Source organism: Streptomyces sp. NPDC048002 (assembly GCF_040653275.1).
Lineage (GTDB): Bacteria > Actinomycetota > Actinomycetes > Streptomycetales > Streptomycetaceae > Streptomyces.
Map to the genome: position 1 here is coordinate 579,837 of NZ_JBEZNL010000001.1, position 17,678 is coordinate 597,514.

At 67.8% G+C, this 17,678-nt stretch carries 12 protein-coding genes; 2 read left to right on the forward strand and 10 right to left on the reverse strand.

Annotated elements, in window-relative coordinates; all coding sequences use genetic code 11:
* Nucleotides 1-204: 204 nt before the first annotated feature.
* From AB0E07_RS02620 to AB0E07_RS02665, 10 genes are all read right to left on the reverse strand, one after another.
* Nucleotides 205-957 carry an SDR family oxidoreductase gene (locus tag AB0E07_RS02620; RefSeq protein WP_362245773.1) on the reverse strand — a complete coding sequence of 251 codons (753 nt, stop codon included), beginning with the start codon at nt 955-957 and terminating at the stop codon, nt 205-207.
* Entirely contained in the window at nt 957-1,979 is a 1,023-nt protein-coding gene (locus tag AB0E07_RS02625) for an alcohol dehydrogenase catalytic domain-containing protein (protein WP_362245573.1), read from the reverse strand. Before AB0E07_RS02625 ends, AB0E07_RS02620 begins: the two co-directional genes overlap by 1 nt.
* An 8-nt stretch (nt 1,980-1,987) precedes the next feature.
* Nucleotides 1,988-2,974, reverse strand: a complete 987-nt coding sequence (locus AB0E07_RS02630) for a C-terminal binding protein (RefSeq protein ID WP_362245575.1) — start codon at nt 2,972-2,974, stop codon at nt 1,988-1,990.
* A 440-nt stretch (nt 2,975-3,414) separates the two neighbouring features.
* Complete coding sequence (locus AB0E07_RS02635) at nt 3,415-6,369, reverse strand: glycoside hydrolase family 2 TIM barrel-domain containing protein (protein WP_362245577.1); 2,955 nt, start codon at nt 6,367-6,369, stop codon at nt 3,415-3,417.
* Between the two features lie 139 nt (nt 6,370-6,508).
* A complete protein-coding gene (locus AB0E07_RS02640) occupies nt 6,509-7,594 on the reverse strand; it encodes a mandelate racemase/muconate lactonizing enzyme family protein (RefSeq protein WP_362245579.1) in 1,086 nt (361 codons plus the stop codon).
* A gap of 61 nt (nt 7,595-7,655) precedes the next feature.
* The gene (locus AB0E07_RS02645; RefSeq protein WP_362245581.1) at nt 7,656-8,768 is read right to left on the reverse strand and encodes a glycosyl hydrolase; all 1,113 of its coding nucleotides are present in this window, start codon (nt 8,766-8,768) and stop codon (nt 7,656-7,658) included.
* 26 nt (nt 8,769-8,794) lie between these two features.
* Nucleotides 8,795-9,676: a carbohydrate ABC transporter permease gene (locus AB0E07_RS02650; RefSeq protein WP_362245583.1), complete on the reverse strand. Its 882-nt coding sequence runs from the start codon at nt 9,674-9,676 to the stop codon at nt 8,795-8,797.
* 11 nt (nt 9,677-9,687) lie between these two features.
* Entirely contained in the window at nt 9,688-10,533 is an 846-nt protein-coding gene (locus tag AB0E07_RS02655; RefSeq protein WP_362245585.1) for a sugar ABC transporter permease, read from the reverse strand.
* A gap of 137 nt (nt 10,534-10,670) precedes the next feature.
* A complete protein-coding gene (locus AB0E07_RS02660; protein ID WP_362245587.1) occupies nt 10,671-11,831 on the reverse strand; it encodes an extracellular solute-binding protein in 1,161 nt (386 codons plus the stop codon).
* A 322-nt stretch (nt 11,832-12,153) separates the two neighbouring features.
* Nucleotides 12,154-13,233 (reverse strand): LacI family DNA-binding transcriptional regulator, encoded by a 1,080-nt coding sequence (locus tag AB0E07_RS02665; RefSeq protein WP_362245589.1) that lies wholly within the window; start codon nt 13,231-13,233, stop codon nt 12,154-12,156.
* Between the two features lie 131 nt (nt 13,234-13,364).
* On the opposite strand from AB0E07_RS02665, the gene AB0E07_RS02670 reads away from it, so the two are divergent.
* Both AB0E07_RS02670 and AB0E07_RS02675 read left to right on the forward strand, forming a co-directional pair.
* The gene (locus AB0E07_RS02670; RefSeq protein ID WP_362245591.1) at nt 13,365-14,843 is read left to right on the forward strand and encodes an aldehyde dehydrogenase; all 1,479 of its coding nucleotides are present in this window, start codon (nt 13,365-13,367) and stop codon (nt 14,841-14,843) included.
* A gap of 425 nt (nt 14,844-15,268) precedes the next feature.
* Nucleotides 15,269-17,605: a beta-galactosidase gene (locus AB0E07_RS02675; protein WP_362245593.1), complete on the forward strand. Its 2,337-nt coding sequence runs from the start codon at nt 15,269-15,271 to the stop codon at nt 17,603-17,605.
* Nucleotides 17,606-17,678: the final 73 nt, after the last annotated feature.

Sequence of the window (17,678 nt, forward strand, 5' to 3'; positions counted from 1 at the left end):
CCCTCTTGGTGCGATATTCCTCGCCTTTTGACGACAAGTTGTAGATTCCTGGGCGGTGCGCCCGGCGGGTCGCCCGCGTACCTGCATCTGCCGCTCGGTGTCCTCGTCCCACGCGACCTTCCGGCCGTGGCGTTGGCGCCGCGCTCCCCGGCACCGGCGTGGACGGCGCCTCGACTCACGTCACCGAACTGCGGCGCCCGGCGCCTAACGGGCAAGCCATCCCCCGTCGACAGCGAGGACCTGGCCATGAACGTATGCCGCCGCGCGGGAGGCCAGGAAAACCGCCACGTCGCCCACGTCATCCGGGCCTCCCCATCGGCCGGCCGGGATACGGACCGAGAGCTGCTCCAGCCGGACGGGGTCCTCAAGCAGTGCCGTGTTCATCTCTGTGGCCATGTATCCGGGCGCTATCGCGTTGACGTTGACCCCCCGGCCCGCCCATTCATTGCACAGAGCCTTGGTGAGCTGCGCGACGGCACCCTTGCTCGCCGCGTACGCGGCCACGGTGAATCCGCCCTGAAAGCTGAGCAGTGATGCGAGGTTGATGATCTTTCCCTCACCGCGCTGGATCATGGGCCGCCCGAAGATCTGGCACAGCTGGACCACCGAGCGCAGGTTGACGTCGAGCACCGCGTCCCAGGCATCGAGCGGGAAGTCCTCGGCAGGGTGCCGGATCTGCGCTCCGGCGTTGTTGACCAGGATGTCGACCTGGTGACCGGCGAGCACTTCGGCCCCCGCGGCCGCCACGCCCTCGCGGTCCCGGAGATCGACACCGACGTGACTCACCGAGCGTCCGAGATCTGCGGCTGTCCGCCTCAGCCGGTCATCCAGGGCGCTCCGGCTGAGCACGACTACATCGGCGCCCGCGTTCAACAACGCGCGGCTGATACCCAGTCCGAGGCCGCGCCCTCCGCCCGTGACGACGGCGGTACGGCCCGTGAGGTCGAATGGGGAGATCATGCGGCTTCGTCCCTGTGTGCGCTGATGAGAACTTTCAGTCCGCCCGACCCTGTGGCCGCTGCGTCGAAGGCGTCGGAAATCCGGTCGAACCCGTAGACGGACACCGGGAACCTGTCCAGCCCCAGCGCGTTCTGAGCGACCAGGTCGATCGCGGTGCGGAAGTCTTCGCGCGTGTAGACCCGCACGCCGACCACGGACTGCTCTTTGAAGCACACGGCCTGGAGGTCGACCGCGGCCGGTTCCTTGTACACACCGACGATGACTACGCGGCCGAGGACACGGGTGACATCGGCGAGTTCGGCGGCCACAGCGGGGTGGGCCGCGCTGTCGAACGTCGTGTCGGCTCCGTCGCCCTGCGAGAGCTCCGCGACCATGTCCCACAGCTGTGCACCGTCAGGGACCGCGATCAGCCCCATGTCGCTCGCCACCGCACGACGGCGGGCGTTCGGCTCGGCGACCACCACGTGCGATGCCCCCTCGTGCCGGGCCACCAGTGCGGTGAGTATGCCTATCGGCCCCGCGCCGAAGACAGCCACCACATCCCCGGCTGCCATCCCCGAGCGGCGGACCGCGTGTACGGCGACCGCCAGCGGCTCGGTCAGCGCCGCCTGCGTGGGTCCGACGCGCGACGGGACCTGATGCAGAGTCGACGTCGGCAGCGCCACGAACTGCGCGGCGCCTCCTGGCGCGTCGATGCCGAACAGACCGAGCCGGGCGCACACATGGCTGTGGCCCTCCCGGCACGCACGGCAGTCTTTGCAGGAGATCAGCGGTTCTGCGACCACCAGCGCACGTTCCGGAGGCCCGCCCGGCGCCGTGACCTCGACCCAGCCCGAGATCTCGTGACCGAGGATCAGTCCCTGTCGCGCCCGCGGGTGCTTGCCATGCACGATCCCCAGGTCCGTGCCACAGATCCCGGTGCACGCGACCCGGACCAGCGCCCATCCCGGCGGCACCTCGGGCATCGGCACCTCCTCCACGCGGACATCGTTGACGCCGGCCCACACCACGGCGCTCATCCCGCCCGTCATCGCCGACCCTCCGACCGCTGCGCAGCCGCCGGCAGCGCCTCGGGATTCACCACATTTCGGGGCGTGCGCCCAGCGCAGGCGTCGACGACGTTCTCCACGGTGCGCCTCTTGAGCTCCGCGTAGGACTCCTCGCTATACCAGGCAAGATGCGGCGTGAGTACGACGTTGTCGAACGACGTCAGCGGGTGATCCCGCGGGAGCGGCTCGATCTCGTGGACGTCGATGCCAGCTCCTGCGACGGCGCCGCGCTTGAGGGCGTCAACGAGAGCACCCGTATCGATCACCCCGCCTCGGCTCGTGTTGACGACGATCGCGTCGGGACGCATCCGTGCGAACGCGTCGGCGCCCAGCAGACCGCGCGTCTGCTCCGTGAGGGGCGTATGGACGGAGACGACCTGTGCCCGTTCGAGCAGCTCGTGGAGGCCGACGGAGCGAAAACCGCGGAACGTCTGCGAGTCCGGGTCCGCGGCGCTGTCGTAGGCGATGACGTCATAGCCGAGGCCTGCTGCCTTGCGTGCGGTGGCCGCGCCGATAAGGCCCATCCCGACGACTCCGAAGACTCGTTGGCCCACTTGGTACAGGGGACGCACCGCAGGGAGGTCGAACGAGCCGGCGCGCACGCCCCGGTCGAGACGGGGGATGCCCCGGGCGACGGACAGGGCGAGCCCGATCGCGTGGTCCGATACCGCCTCCGTGCCGTAGTCGGGCACGTTGCACACGAGAATGCCGCGCCGCGTCGCCGCCTCCACGTCCACCGAGTCGACACCGACGCCGTAGCGTCCGATCACCTTGAGGCGTGGGAGACGGTCCATCACCTGCTCCGTGATCGCCGCGTACTGCACCACGATCGCGTCGGCGCCGGCACAATTGACCACGATCGTGTCGGCGTCCCGGGACTGGGTGACGAGGAGTTGCCCCCCTGCGGAGGCGACTACGTCTCGTTCTATGTCGAAGGAATCATGGTCGCACTCCGTGATGGCCACCAGTGGGCCACCGCCTGCCGTTCTCATGGCCGTCATCAGGCGGATCACTCTCCAGGCTCTGTGTGATGTGTGATGGTGCTCGACGGAACGCCGCCCTGGCGCCCCGCGTGACTCCCTCCCACCGGCGATCGCTCGGTTGGAAGGCTTCCTCCGCGGTGCAGAGCGTCTGCTACGGCTTGTTCAGTTCACCGAGCGCCGTACTCGCGAACACCCGGTACCGGCGGCGACGTGGTCCGAACCGCGCCGGCGGTGGCCGTGGTGGTTCAGGCGTCTTGACTGTCGTCGGCAGCCGGCTGGACCACTTCGCCGCAGTCGAACGACCCGCCCGTCTTCGGCCACGGCTCCTACGTCCGCCTGTCGACCAGATCGCGCCAGTCACCGCAACCCAGGTAGGTAAACCGGTTTTTCAGCTTACATGACGGTCCTTGCGCTGACTACCGTCAACCGATGCGGCACGCGGATGAGTCCTGAGGGTGCGGCGGCGCCCCCGCCACCCCCTGCACCCCGGGGACCAGTTCCATCCGGTAGGCCAGCTCGTACCGTCCCGGTCCGATCCGGTACCGCGGGAGGACGTCGGGCCCGCACGCCCCGGTCCCGACCCCCCTGTGCGCCGCATCCAGGCACACGACCAGTCGGTCGTCCTCGCGCAGATCACTGGCGTTCTCGGCGGCGAACAGCGCCTGAGGCGCAAACCGCGTCGCCGACCAGCAGAAGTCACCACCGAGCGAGGTCAGCCGAAGGCGGTCGCCGCGATCGTCGTCGATCAGCTCAAGCCAGAGCGTCCCGGTGCGCAGCCCGAATTCCTGCGGCACGAGGTAGGGAGAGGGTTCCACTTGCGACGACCAGCGGCCCAACATCGCCGACCGGTTCCGGTCCGGGTAGTTCTCGTGCGGGCCCCGCCCGAACCAGACGAACCGGTCGAATCGGGGGTCCACGCGGAACAGCACGCCGACACGCGGCAGGTCCGTCGCCTCGTCGGGCACCTCGAACCGGTGACGGTATTCCGCACCGCTCTCGCTCCTGGACACGGAGACGGTGTGGTCCACGATCTCGTGCGCGGGCCGCGTGTCCAGGCCGGCGTCCCTCCAGCGGATAAGGGTGCGTGATCCCATCTCTCTCACACGGACGATGTGCTCCATCAGCTTGAGCCCATCGTTGTCCGTCGCAGCGCGCCACACGTTGGGCATCGGGTCGTCCGCCGTCTCGCCCGGCACCGCGACAGCCCCTTTCGCCGGCGGGCCGGGGGCGGGTCGTCCGTCCCGCAGAGCGAGCTGGTCCCACGCGACGGGATGTCCCGCCGGTGCGAACCACGACTCTGTTCGGGTCCGCCACGTGATGGTCAGCAGGGCTTGCGCGGCGCCCGAGTACGCCGCGTCCACGGGCAGCGGCACGGTCACGCTCCCACCGGGCGCGACGTCGGGGAGGTCGAGCGTGCCGGAGGCCGCCGGGGCGCCGTCCAGAAGGAGTTCCCAGCCTGCCGCGAGGTCTCCCGTGCAGGCGAAACGGCGTCGGTTGGTCACGTACAACCCGCCGTCCACGTACTCAGTGGTCACAGGCCGGTACGCCCAGGCGACTTCGGCCGTTCCGGGGTGAGGCTCGACATCGGCGGAAACCAGGCCGTCCGCGACGAAGTTCGCGTCGTGGGGCGCGTCGCCGAACTGCCCACCGTACGCGAGGCGGGTGGTTCCGTCGGGGAGCCGCTGTCGCAGGCCGTGGTCCTTCCACTCCCAGATGAAGCCGCCCTGAAGTCCGGGCGTGGAGGTGATGACATCCCAGTAGTCGGCCAGTGAGCCGTTGCTGTTACCCATGGCGTGCGAGTACTCGCACATGATCAAGGGGCGGTCCGCCGCCCCGGCGGCCACCTGCTCCCCATAGGCCCGGATCTCCTCGATGCCGGGATACATCGGGCAGACGACGTCCGTGGCGTGACGGCCCCCGTCGGTCCACCCGGAGTTCCGGATGGCGTCCTCGTAGTGGAGCGGACGCGAGCGGTCGGCGCGGCGGATCCACCCCGCGAGAGCGTCGTGGTTGACGCCGTACCCGCTCTCGTTGCCCAGACTCCACTGGACCACGCAGGGATGGTTGCGGTCACGCGCCACCATGCGGGCCCCGCGCTCCAGCCAGGTCGCGCGGTACCGCGGGTCGCCGCAGAGGTACCAGTTGAACGCGTGCGACTCGATGTTGGCCTCGTCGACGACGTAGAAGCCCAGTTCGTCGCAGAGGTCGTAGAAGGCGGGGTCGTTCGGATAGTGGGACGTACGGATGGCATTGATGTTCATCCGGCGCATGGCCGCCAGGTCGGCACGCATGTCCTCCACGGTGACCGCGGCACCGGTGTCGGGGTGGTGGTCGTGCCGGTTGACCCCGAAGATCCACACACGTCGGCCGTTCACGAGGAAGTCCGGCCCGTCGATCTCGACGCGTCGGAAACCCACGCGTACCCGGGTCGCGTCGACCACGTCTCCGGCCGGGTCGATGAGCTCCGCTGCGACTTCGTAGAGCGCCGGCGTCTCCGCCGACCAGGGGAGGATCCGAAGCCCGTCCCAGCGCAGCCGGGCGATGTGCCCGGAGAACTCGTAGGTGTTGTTGACCGCGTGGGGAACCGGCGCGTCCTGAGGCCTCGCCACACCCGCACCGTCGCGGCCCGACAGCGAAACCCGCACGCGATATCCCTCCGCCTCCGTGCTTTCGCCGAAGTCGACCGTGGCGCGGACATCGAGCGTTCCCTCACCAGAGCGGGGATCGAGGTCCGCCCGGGCATCCAGGTCGACGAGTCCGACAGGCGGCCGGGCCTCGACACGCACACCGCGGTGGAGACCGGCGAGCCACCATCCGTCCTGGTCCTCGACGAAGCTGTGCGCCGAGTACCTCACGACGACCACGGCAAGCTGGTTCCTCCCCACGCGGGCCGCTTCGGTCACGTCGTACTCGCTCCCGAGACGGGCGTCGGTGCCGTATCCGACGAACACGCCGTTGAGGTAGACGGCATGCACACTGTCAGCGCCCCCCACGTGCAGCAGCAACCGTTGGCCCTCCCAGCGGGACGGGACGTCGAACGCCGTGCGGTACACACCTGTGGGGTTGCGCGACGGGAGCCGCGGCGGAGGCTCGGCGAACGGCATCTGGATGTTCGTGTAGTGCGGAATGTCGTCGGCCACCTGGACCGGCCAGCTACCGGGCACGCCGACCGATTGCCACCGCCCGGGCTCCCGCTCTCCTCTCACGGCATCGGCAGGCACCTGGTCGGGAGAGGGAAACAGCCGGAAGGACCAGGTGCCGTCCAGCGACAGCCGGCGGTCCCCCTCGGCCGCGGGACGCGCGCGCATCGGGAGTCGGAGCAGGGATGTCACCGTAGGGTCCGCCCACGGGCGGAGAGCACCGATGATGGGAAGCATGTCGATTCCTTACGTCATGGGACGTCACGGGGAGGCAGCCGGTCCCGGTCACCGGGGACTGCCCGCTCATCGGCATACCGGCCGTGGCCGGTGGTCCGCCGACGGTGCCGACGGGGTCGGCCGCAAGCCGGGCGACCGGTCACCCCACCGCCAGACGGCCAAGGCGCTCGAAGTCCAGCACCACACCGTGCCCGGGGCGGTCGGGAGCGGAGACGCATCCGTCCGTGACGGCCATCGGCTCGGCCATGTAGGCGTGCAGGCCGAAGCCATGTGCCTCCATGTAGGTCCGGTGGGGGACCGAGGCGAGCGCATGCACCGTGAGGTCGTGCACGCCGTGCGACGTCAGCAGCATGTTGTTCGCCTCCGCCAGAGCGGCGACCTTCCTGAACGTCGTGTACCCGCCGATGTTGCTGACGTCCGGCTCGGGAAGCGTCAGGGAGCCGGCGCGGACAGCGTTGTGGAAGTCGTACAGGGTGTGGAGGTTTTCGCCGCCCGCGATGGTGTGACCGCTCTCCCGAACGATCCGGGCGTTGCCGACAAGGTCGTCGGGAATCGTCGGCTCCTCGATCCAGTGCAGGTCGAAGGGTGCGAGTGCCCGAGCCGCGCGAATCGCCCCGTCCACCGTCCACTTCATGTTGGCGTCAACCATCAGCGGGAAGGAGTCGCCGAGGTGCTCACGCAACGCCGACACCCGGTCGACGTCCTCCTTGAGGTCGGGGCGGCCCACCTTCATCTTGATGGCCCGGAATCCCTCGGCCAGGAAGCGGTCCGCCTGCATCTTCAGATCGGCGACGGGCAGTTCCAGGTCGATGCCGCCGGCATACACGGGCACGACAGGGTCGTATCCCCCGAACAGTTTCCACAACGGCGTCCGTGCCCGGATTCCCTTCAGGTCCCACAGGGCGATGTCGACGGCCGAGATCGCCGATGTGGCGTGCCCCCCGCGGCCGGCGTAGTGCAGCCGCCACCACATCGACTGCCAGATCTTCTCGATCTGCTCGGCGTCGGCACCGAGCAGGCAGCCCGTGAGGTCCTTGTCCACCATCGTCGCCACGGCCGCCCCGCCATGGTTGACCGTGTAGGTGTAGCCCAGACCTGTCGCCCCGTCGCTGTCCTCGATCCGCACGGTGATGAGCTCGAAGTCCATCATGGCGCCGTGCGTCGAGTCGGTGAGCTTGGTCGGGAGCGGTATGCGATAGAGGTCGGTACATACCCGTTCGATCATGCCTTGTACCGTTTCTCTCTGAGGTGTGCGTCTGACCCGGCCTCATGGCAAGGAGCTGAGGTCACTTTTCGTGCGGAGCGGGAAGCACGTCGACCGCCGTCGATTCCGCCGTCTCGGGGCTCAGGCCGCTGGTGTAGAACGTCTTCTGTCTCTCGTCGGCCGCGAACCCCTGGATGTAGTGCCACGATGCCGTGACGTCATGGCACAGTCCCCAGCGAACCCCGTCCAGTGGCGCGACGGCGTGGTCGGGGAGCCTGAGGGGACCGGCGGCGACGGGTGGGTTCGCGATGTAGGCCATGATCTCGAAGTTGATCCCGTCGGGCGCGAACTGCATCGTGTTGCGTTCCGGCCCGTCGGTGGTGAGCATCGCGGCGATGCCGTCGCCGTATCGCCAGACGCAGGTCTCGTGTCCGCTGTTCGTCACGGGGTTGGCCGGACATCGGTGGTACGGGCCCTCGATGTCGTCGGCGATCGCCAGGCCCCACCGGGTCGTGCGTCCGCCGGCGGAGAACCCTTCCCCCATCTGCTCGCCCTTGTAGTAGAGGAAGAATCTGCCTTGGAACGGGACAAGGATCGGGTCGTGCACCTTGTGGCTGTCGAAGGACCCCTGAGAGACGACGCTCAGCCGGTTGTCCTCCTCTCCCGCCCACTCGCCGTCCGCCTGGGGTCGGAGAATCGGCCGGGGGGACCTGACCCACGGACCGTCCGGGCTCGGTGCCTTCGCCATCGCGATGGACTCGAAGCTCCGTAGCACGTAGGGCGACCGGATCACCTGGTAAACGAGGTAGAACCAGCCTTCGTGCTCCAGGACCTCCGGGGTGAACACGCTCCGGTCGTCGTAGCTGCCTGGCTCGCCCCTGCCGAGGGCACGCCCCTGTTCGACCCAGGCGGCGCCGTCGTCGGACGTGGCATGCCAGATCTCGGACCAGTCCCAGGGAAAGACCTTGGCCGTCGGGTCGCCGGTTCCGAAGCCATCGGTCTCCCCGGTCGAGCGGGTGTACCAGACGTGGTAGCGCCCGTCGACCGTGAGGACGGAGCTCGGGTCCCGGCGGTGTACGCCCGCCTCGGGACCGAGTCCCTGGACAGGGAACGTACGGAAGTCGCAGAACCACTCGGGATCAGCCGGATACCGCCTGCCTCGAACGGTCGCCGCACTCTCTGCGGGCATGGTCATGCGCTCGTACTCCTCATGAGGGGTGGTCACTTGATCGCTCCGCCGATCCCTCCGATGGAGAAGAATCGGTTGAGCACGGCGAACACCATCACCGGCGGCAGCAGCATGACGACCGACATCGCCATCACGGGCCCCCAGTCGGTGGCATTCTGCTGGAAGTAGGTCTGGAGCCCGATCGGCAGCGTGAAGTTGCTCTGCGACCTCAGGAAGACGGTGGCGACCAGGTAGTCGTTCCACGCGACGAGGAAGCTGAAGATCGCCGCCGAGAGAATGCCCGGGTACGAGTTGCGCAGCACCACACGGACGAATCCTCCCCACAGGGAGGCCCCGTCGACCCAGGCGGCCTCCTCCAGCTCGACGGGGATGGAGTCGTAGTAGGCAGCCATCATCCAGCACGTGACGGCCATGCTGCCGGCGATGAAGATGACGGCCACACCGCTGAGCGTGTCAGCCATCCCGATCTTCGCGAAGACCACGAAGAGCGGGATGACGAAGACGATGACGGGCAGGCTCTGGACGACGAAGAGCGAGAGCGTGTAGCCACCGATGAACCTGTTGCGCAGTCTCGACATCGGATAGCCCGCCAACGCCCCGATCACGACCGCGAACACGGTCGTCCCCAGGGTGACGGCAAGGCTGTTGTACAGGTAGTCGAGGACAGGGGTCTTGGAGAAGATCTCGACGTAGTTCGAGAAGTTCCACGAGTACGTCCCGGCGGCGGTCTGTCCCGAGCGGACCGACAGGACCAGGATCATGATGATGGGTGCCAGGGCCACGAGTGTGATGACGGACATCACCGCTGTCTTGGCCCACCCCGCAGCGGATTCCCGCCGCTGCTTGCGCGTGATGCGGTCGTCGGCGGGGGTGGCTGCTCCGGCCCGGAGGGCGGAATGTACTGGAGTGGTCATGTGTACCGCCCTCAGCCGTTCGCCGACGCACGGTTGATGCGACGGAAGAAGTAGATGGACATGGCGATCATGGCGGTGGTGATGAGGAACGCGACCGCGACGCCGTAACCGGTGCGGAAGTCCTGGAACACGAGCCGGTAGGCGAACACGACGAGCGTCGAGGTCGACCCGACGGGTCCTCCCCCGGTCAGCAGGAAGACGGAGGGGAAGTCGTTGATCGTGAAGATCGAGGCGAGTACCCACGCAATGTAGATGGGCTTCGACATGATCGGCAGGATGACGTGCCGGATGCGTTGCCAACGGCTGGCCCCGTCGAGCCGGCAGGCTTCCTCGACACTGGGGTCCACCGCCTGCAGCGCGGAACTCATCATCATCATCATGAAGGGGACCGTCCCCCAGATCTTGAAGACGATCACGATCGCCATCGCCGAATTGGGGTTGGCCAGGATCTGGACGTCACCGAACCCAAGCTCACGCAGGAGCGTGGGCACCGGGCTGGACGGCGTCGCGACCAGGAAGTTCCAGCTCGTCGTGCTGACAACCACCGGGACCACCCAGGGCAGCAGGAGCAGCACCCGGAACACTGACCTGCCGGGGAAGGACCGGCGCAGCACGAGAGCGAGGGCTGTGCCGATCACCCAGGCCACGAAGACCGAGACCACCGTGAACAGGAGGGTGAAGCGCCCGGCTTCCCAGAACGCGGGGTCCTGCAAGGCGGTCGTGTAGTTCTCAAGGCCGATGAACTCCCCGGGCCCCGCGATCCCGCCGTCACGCAGCGACTGGGAAACCGCGTAGAAGAGCGGATAGGCGTTGAGAGCGATGAGCAGGAAAATCGACGGGGCGAGCATCGCCGCCATCGTCTTCGTACTCCCGGGGTGCCGGCTCCCGGCCTTCCTCCCGCGGCTCCGAGGCCTGTCCGTCTTGGCCGCCGATCTCCTCGGCACCGACACGTCCGTCATGGACGCCTCCTTCTGTGCGTCAAATGACCCGTGGGTCACATGACCTTCTCGATGCCGTCCTGCAGGGTCCGAAGGGTCTGCTCACCAGTGCTCTTGGCCTGGATGACCTGCTGGGCCCACTGAGTGATAGCCTGGCCCCCGTCGATCGCGTTGATCTCGGGGAAGGGCTCACCGGCGAGCTGGGTGAGGGATTTGCCCACGGGCAGCCACTCCTTGGTCGCCTTGACCAGGTTGGGCTGCGCCTGCACCTCGGGCAGCTCGAGGATGCTCTGGCGCACCGGGACCTTGTTGAGGACGCCCTTCTTCCAGTACGCCGACATGGCGTCGAGGTAGTAGACCGTGAAGTCCTCGACCACGTCCGTGTCCCAGTCACCGGTGTAGAGGATCAGGTCCGAGGTGTACGCCATGGTGCCCTTGGTACCGTTCGGGCTGGTCAGGGGGCTGCCCAGCGTGATGTCGGCCTTGAGCTTCGGGTCGTCGAAGGAATTGGCGATGTCCGGTGGCAGGATCGACATCGCCGCGGCGCCCGAGGAGAACTGGTCGTTCAGGTTCGCCACCGTATAGCTCACGCTGCCCGGGTCCATGATCCCGTCCTTGGCCAGCTTCATGAGGAACTCCACGGCCTCCACGTTCGCGTCCGTCACGCACTGCGGCTCACCGGCCTTGTTGAACAGGCCCCCACCGTTGTTGAACACGAACGACAGGAACGTCTGGTAGGCGTTGCCCCCGGCACCGCCCGAGGCGACCATGCCGTACACGCCGTTCCTCTTCAGCGCCACACCAACCCGGTACAGGTCGTCCCAGCTGCGCGGCTCCTCCACACCGGCCTTCTCCAGCAGCGACTTGCGGTACCAGAGCAGCCGCGAGTCCACGTTCCACGGCAGTGCGGTGTACGCGCCCTTGTACTTGAACACATCGATCGTGCCCGGCAGGAAGTCGTCCAGCTGCCCCTTGGACCTCAGCTTCGCGATTACCCCGTCGGCCGGATGGACCGCGTCCTGGACGTAGTACTGCAACGACTGGAACGCCCCGCCCGTGGATATGGCCGGACCGGTCCCAGCGGCGATGGCCGAGCTGAACGTCTGAAGCCACCCGTCCCAGCTAATCGACTGGTACGTCGCCGAGCCACCCGGGAACGCTGCGGAGATCTCCTTGCCGGCGGCGAGGTAGTCCGGCCCGGGCGACCCCCAGGGCATGTCCCAGAACGCGAACTTCGAGCCACCGGAGCCTTGGGACGAGTCTCCGCCACCAGAGCACGCGGCCAACAGCACCGTCCCTGCCACACCCAGTGAACCGCCCAGGAATCCCCGTCGGGACACACCGCTGGGCACAACAGGCTTGGTCATCGAACATCTCCCTCGAGCGTCGTTGCATCGGGATGCCCCCCACTGGAGAACCGGTTTTCCACCGTAGCGTGGCAGCCCGTACCCCACAACCCTCGATCTCATACACGTCGACGGGCGGCTGTCTCCCGGGTGACAGCCGCCCGTCGATCAGCTCACGACCGCCTCGAAGTCGTCAGTCTCGCGGTGCGGCGACCGAGGCCCGCTCCACGATCTCGTACCCCCCCAGCACTTGACGGCTGCCGATCACACGTCCCTCTATCTGGTCGACGAGAGCGTCGACGGCCGCGGCTCCCAGCGTCGCCAGCGGCATGGCGAGGGTAGTGAGGGGAGGATCGAGGAACTCCGCCATGGGGAGGTCGTCGTACGCGATCAGCGACACGTCGTCGGGCACCTTCCACCCTCGGTCGCGCACCGCCTTCATCACCCCGACGGCCTGCGGGAACGTGCTGGCGTACAGGGCGGTCAGCTCCGGCCGCGCGTCAAGCAGTCCATGTGCCGCCGCGCATCCGCCAGCCTCGCTGAAGGTTCCGGCGGAGTGGGCGGTGTCGTCCAGGCCCAGCTCGCGCAGCCTGCCCTGAAACCCGTCAAGCCGGGACCGGGCCGGAGCAAGGTCCAGGGGACCCGTCACCATTCCGATACGCCGATGCCCCCTGCCATGAAGGTGGTCGACGACCAGAGCGCTCGCCCCCTGCATATCCATGCCGACATTGCGGTTGGACCCCTGGACCTCTCGGTTGAGAAAGACGTGTGCCAGCCCACCGCGATCGGCGAGGAGGCGCTCGACCAGGGGGTGCTCGGGCCGGGACGACGCGACGAGGAGACCGTCCACCCGTCCGGCCGTCACTAGCTCTGCATAGGCCGCGTCGTCGTCCCCTGCGGCGTCCTCGGCGATGAGCAGCACGTAGCCGTGGTCACGCGCCCTGCGGAAGGCTCCGCGGGTGACCGCGGCGTACACGGAGTTCGACAGATCAGGGATGAGCAGCGCGAACGCCCTGGTCCGCGACACCGACAGGGCGCGCGCCGTGACGTTGGGCCGGTACCCGAGTTCCGCGGCGACAGCGAGGACGCGCTCACGTGTCTCGGGCCTGATCCGGAGCGTGGTGTCGTCGTTCAGGATCCGTGAGACAACGGACTTGGTCACCCCCGCGCGCTTGGCCACGTCGACGAGCCGCGCTCGAGCCGGGAGCGCTTTCGCCTGGCCCGCCCCTGCCTCCGATGTCATTCCGTGCCCCTCTCCCACCGCCGCTGCCACGAACATCTTGCCTGGCAGAGGATCGTGGCGTGCTCCGATGCCCGTTGTCGACCAGGCGTGTCACCGTATGGTAAACCGGTTATCTGTGACGCGCGGACGTGATTCAGGCGTCCTCGGCGGGAAGGAACGACGTGACTCACGAACTCTTCGACAGCAAAGGGCTGCTGGGCAGCGCACCGGCGGCCTTCGTCGCCGGTGAATACGAGCTCGACTCCTCGCACGGCACGCTCCCGGTGATCAATCCCGCCAACGGGCAACTCGTCGCCGAGGTGCCCAGCAGCTCTTCCTCAACGGTGGACCGGGCCGTGACGGCGGCGGTGGCCGCGCAGCGCGAATGGGGGCGCCGCAGTCACGTCGCGCGCGCGGCCGTGCTGGAAGCCGTGCGCGACGCGATCGCGGTGCACGCCGAAGAGCTGGCGCGGATCGTCTCGGTGGAGCAGGGCAAGCCTCTCTCCGACGCCCGTGGCGAGACGGAGGGCGCGTGCGCCTTCTTCGACTTCGCGATCAGCCAGAAGTACCGGGCCGTGGGCTCCATGATGGCGAGTGAGCCGGGCCGGTCGCTCTACGTGCGCGAGGAACCGATTGGCGTGGTGGCGGCGATCCTCCCCTGGAACTTCCCGGTCGCCATCTTCGCCCGCAAGGTCGCTCCCGCGCTCATGGCCGGCAACGCCGTCGTCCTGAAGCCGTCAGAACTCACTCCCCTCTCCGCACTCGCTCTCGCCCGGCTCTGCCAGCTGGCCGGGGTGCCTGACGGGCTGCTGAGCGTCGTGTGCGGAGAGGGCAGGGACACCGGACGGGCCCTCGTCACCCACCCAGGCGTCGGGATGGTCACCATGACGGGCTCGACACGCGGCGGCCGGGAGATTCTGGCCCAGGTGGCCGACCAGATCATCCCCGTCTCCCTCGAGCTCGGCGGGAAGGCTCCGTTCATCGTCTTCGAGGACGCGGACCTGGACGCCGCGGTCGAGGCCGCTGCCGACGCACGGCTCTGGAACACGGGACAGGTCTGCACGTGCAACGAGGTGACCTATGTGCACGCCGATCTGCACGACGAGTTCGTGCGCCGCGTGCTCGACCGGTTCGCCTCGGTGACCCCGCTCGATCCGTTCGCGGCCGGCTCGCGACTGGGCCCACTCGTGGCGGAGCGGGAACGGACCAGGGTCCAGGGGATGGTTGATGCGGCCGTCGCGTCCGGTGCCCGCGTCCGGACCGGAGGCGGCCGTCCCGACGGGGAGCAGTACCAGTCCGGCGCGTGGTTCGCGCCCACGGTGCTCACGGGCGTGCGTCCCGAGATGGACATCGCGCGGCGGGAGGTTTTCGGGCCGGTCCTGCCCATCATTCCGTTCAACGCCGAAGCCGAGGTCGTCTCCGCGGCCAATTCGACCGCATACGGTCTGACCGCCTACGTCTACACCCGAGACCTCTCCCGGGCGATGCGCATGATCGACGCCCTGGAATTCGGGGAGGTCTACGTCAACCAGGCCGGGCCCGAACAGGTGCAGGGCTTCCACACGGGCTGGAAAAGCTCCGGCCTCGGAGGCGACGACGGCCCGCACGGCTATGAGAAGTACCTCCGGCGCAAGACCGTGTACGTGCGTCACGCTGTCTGACGGCGAGGCCCCGCCGGGGGACTTCCTACCCATCCGGCGCTCGGGTGCGGCCCCAGCGGAGCGTCCGGGCCCCCTCCGGGCGGAGCCCATCTTGTCGTCGTGAGCGTGTGGGCAGGGCGTTCTTCCACCCGGCCGGATGCTCGCCCTGCCCTCCACCGAGCCGTCACCCCTTCTCTGAGCTGCGCTTTTGTCCCGTCACATGGTTGCACGCCACACAGGACGCAATCTGGTGCAGACACTTGCCCCGCTCAAAAAAACCGGTTTACCATCGGGCCGCGCCCCTTCGGTCACGGTAGATCGAGGCGCAGCGTGAGCAGTTGACCGCGCGAGCCGGTCCTCTGCTCACCTCCCAGATGGAGGGAAGCATGACCGTGCACAAGCGCGCTTGCACCACTCCGCCGCCGCGAGCCAGCAGGTCGTTCCGCGTGAGGTGGCCTGTTCTGATAGCGGCCGCCTGCGCAGGGTTCGTCCTGGCGACCACCAGCCCTCCGGCCGTCGCGGCCGGCGCTCATGACCTCGGCGACGAGACCATGCTCTACGACTTCCAGGACGGCCTGGTACCGGCCGAGGTCGGCCCGTACCAGGCGAAGACGACGATCGTCGGTCGCGGCGACAAGAAGCTCCGGGTCGATTTCCAGGCCCAGAAGAACTACTACTCTTCATTCTCCGTACGCCCCGAGCCCGTGTGGAACTGGTCGGCGGAGGAGTCCGAGTCGCTCGGCATCGCGATGGAGCTCACGAACCCGAGCGGCCGCTCCGTCCAGCTCACGATCGATCTGGAGAGCTCGACCGGCGTCGCCACCCGCAGTGTCAACGTCCCGGCCGGCGGCGGTGGCACGTACTACTTCGACGTCGACAGCCCCGCGCTCCACCGCGACACCGGGCTGCGCGCCGATCCGTCCTGGCTCGCGGACAAGGACGTCACCTCTGCGGTCTGGATGTGGGGCTCCAAGGAGACGGACACGAGCCGCATCAGCCAGCTGAACTTCTACGTCGCCGGCCTGCTGCACGACCGGTCGGTCATCGTGGACGACATCCGCGTCGTCCGTGACGCGCCGGCAGACCCCGATTACCTCAAGGGCCTGGTCGACGCCTTCGGTCAGAACAGCAAGGTCGACTACAAGGGAAAGGTCTCCAGGACGTCGGATATTCTTCGGCAGCGCGCTGCCGAAGCCAAGGACCTTCGCAGGCATCCAGTTCCGGAGGACCGGTCCAGGTACGGCGGCTGGCTGAACGGTCCACGACTCGAGGCGACGGGCAACTTCCGCGTGGAGAAGTACCAGGGGCAGTGGACCCTGGTGGACCCTGACGGCTACCTGTTCTTCTCAACCGGCATCGACAACGCCCGCATGTTCGACTCCCCGACCACGACGGGTTACGACTTCGACCACGACGCGATCCAGGAGCTGCCGCCCCCCAGCCTGACGGCCGGCGGCCCCGAGGACCTCAACCGCGTCCAGCAGTCGGCGTTGCCGACCCGCACGAAGATGTCCCAAACCCGCGCCGACCTCTTCAGCGAGTTGCCCAAGTACGGCACCCGCGCGGGCGAGGGCTTCGGATATGCCCCCGACACCCTGGCCGGTCCCGTCGCGCAGGGCGAGACCTACAGCTTCTACAAGGCGAACGTCGCCCGGAAGTACCCCGGCAGCAACTACATGGAGCGGTGGCGGGACAACACGGTCGACCGGATGCTCAGCTGGGGCTTCACCTCCTTCGGCAACTGGACCGACCCGGAGATGTACGACAACGATCGAATCCCGTACTTCGCCCACGGCTGGATCAAGGGCGACTTCAAAACGGTGAGCACCGGCCAGGACTACTGGGGCCCGATGCCGGACCCGTTCGACCCCGCGTTCTCCGACGCCGCAGCCAGAACCGCGCGAGCCGTAGCCGACGAGGTCGCGGACAGCCCGTGGGCGATCGGCGTATTCATGGACAACGAACTGAGCTGGGGCAACACCGGCAGTTTCAGCACCCGTTACGGCATCGTCATCGACACCATGTCACGTGACGCGGCAGAGAGCCCCACCAAGTCGGCGTTCTCCGACGAACTGGAAGAGAAGTACGGGACCATCGACGCTCTCAACGCCGCCTGGCAGACGACAGTTCCATCATGGGAGGCACTCCGTAGCGGCAGTGCCGACCTCGGCTCCGACGAGACCGCGAAGCAGGCCGACTACTCCGAGCTCATGACGCTTTACGCCACTCAGTACTTCAAGACGGTCGACGCCGAGCTCGACAAGGTGATGCCGGACTACCTCTACGCGGGTTCGAGGTTCGCCAGCTGGGGCCGCACACCGGAGGTCGTCGAGGCAGCGAGCAAGTACGTCGACGTCATGAGCTACAACGAGTACCGCGAAGGACTGCACCCGAGCGAGTGGGCGTTCCTCGAAGAGCTCGACAAGCCCAGCCTCATCGGAGAGTTCCACATGGGAACGACCACTACCGGGCAGCCGCATCCGGGTCTCGTCTCGGCGGGAACGCAGGCCGAGCGGGCACGGATGTACGCCGAGTACATGGACCAGCTCATTGACAACCCGTACATGGTGGGCGGCCACTGGTTCCAGTATGCCGACTCGCCCGTGACTGGCAGAGCACTCGACGGGGAGAACTACAACATTGGCTTCGTCTCCGTCACGGACCGTCCCTACCCGGAGATCGTCGCCGCTGCCCGCGACGTGAACCAGCGTCTCTATGACCGCCGATACGGCGACCTGGCCACGGCCGAGGGACACTACACCGGTCGGCGTTCAGCGGAGTAGCCGATCGAGAGACGGACACTCCGTCCGGGGCCGCCGCCCGCACACACGGACGGCGGCCCTGGACCCGTGGCAC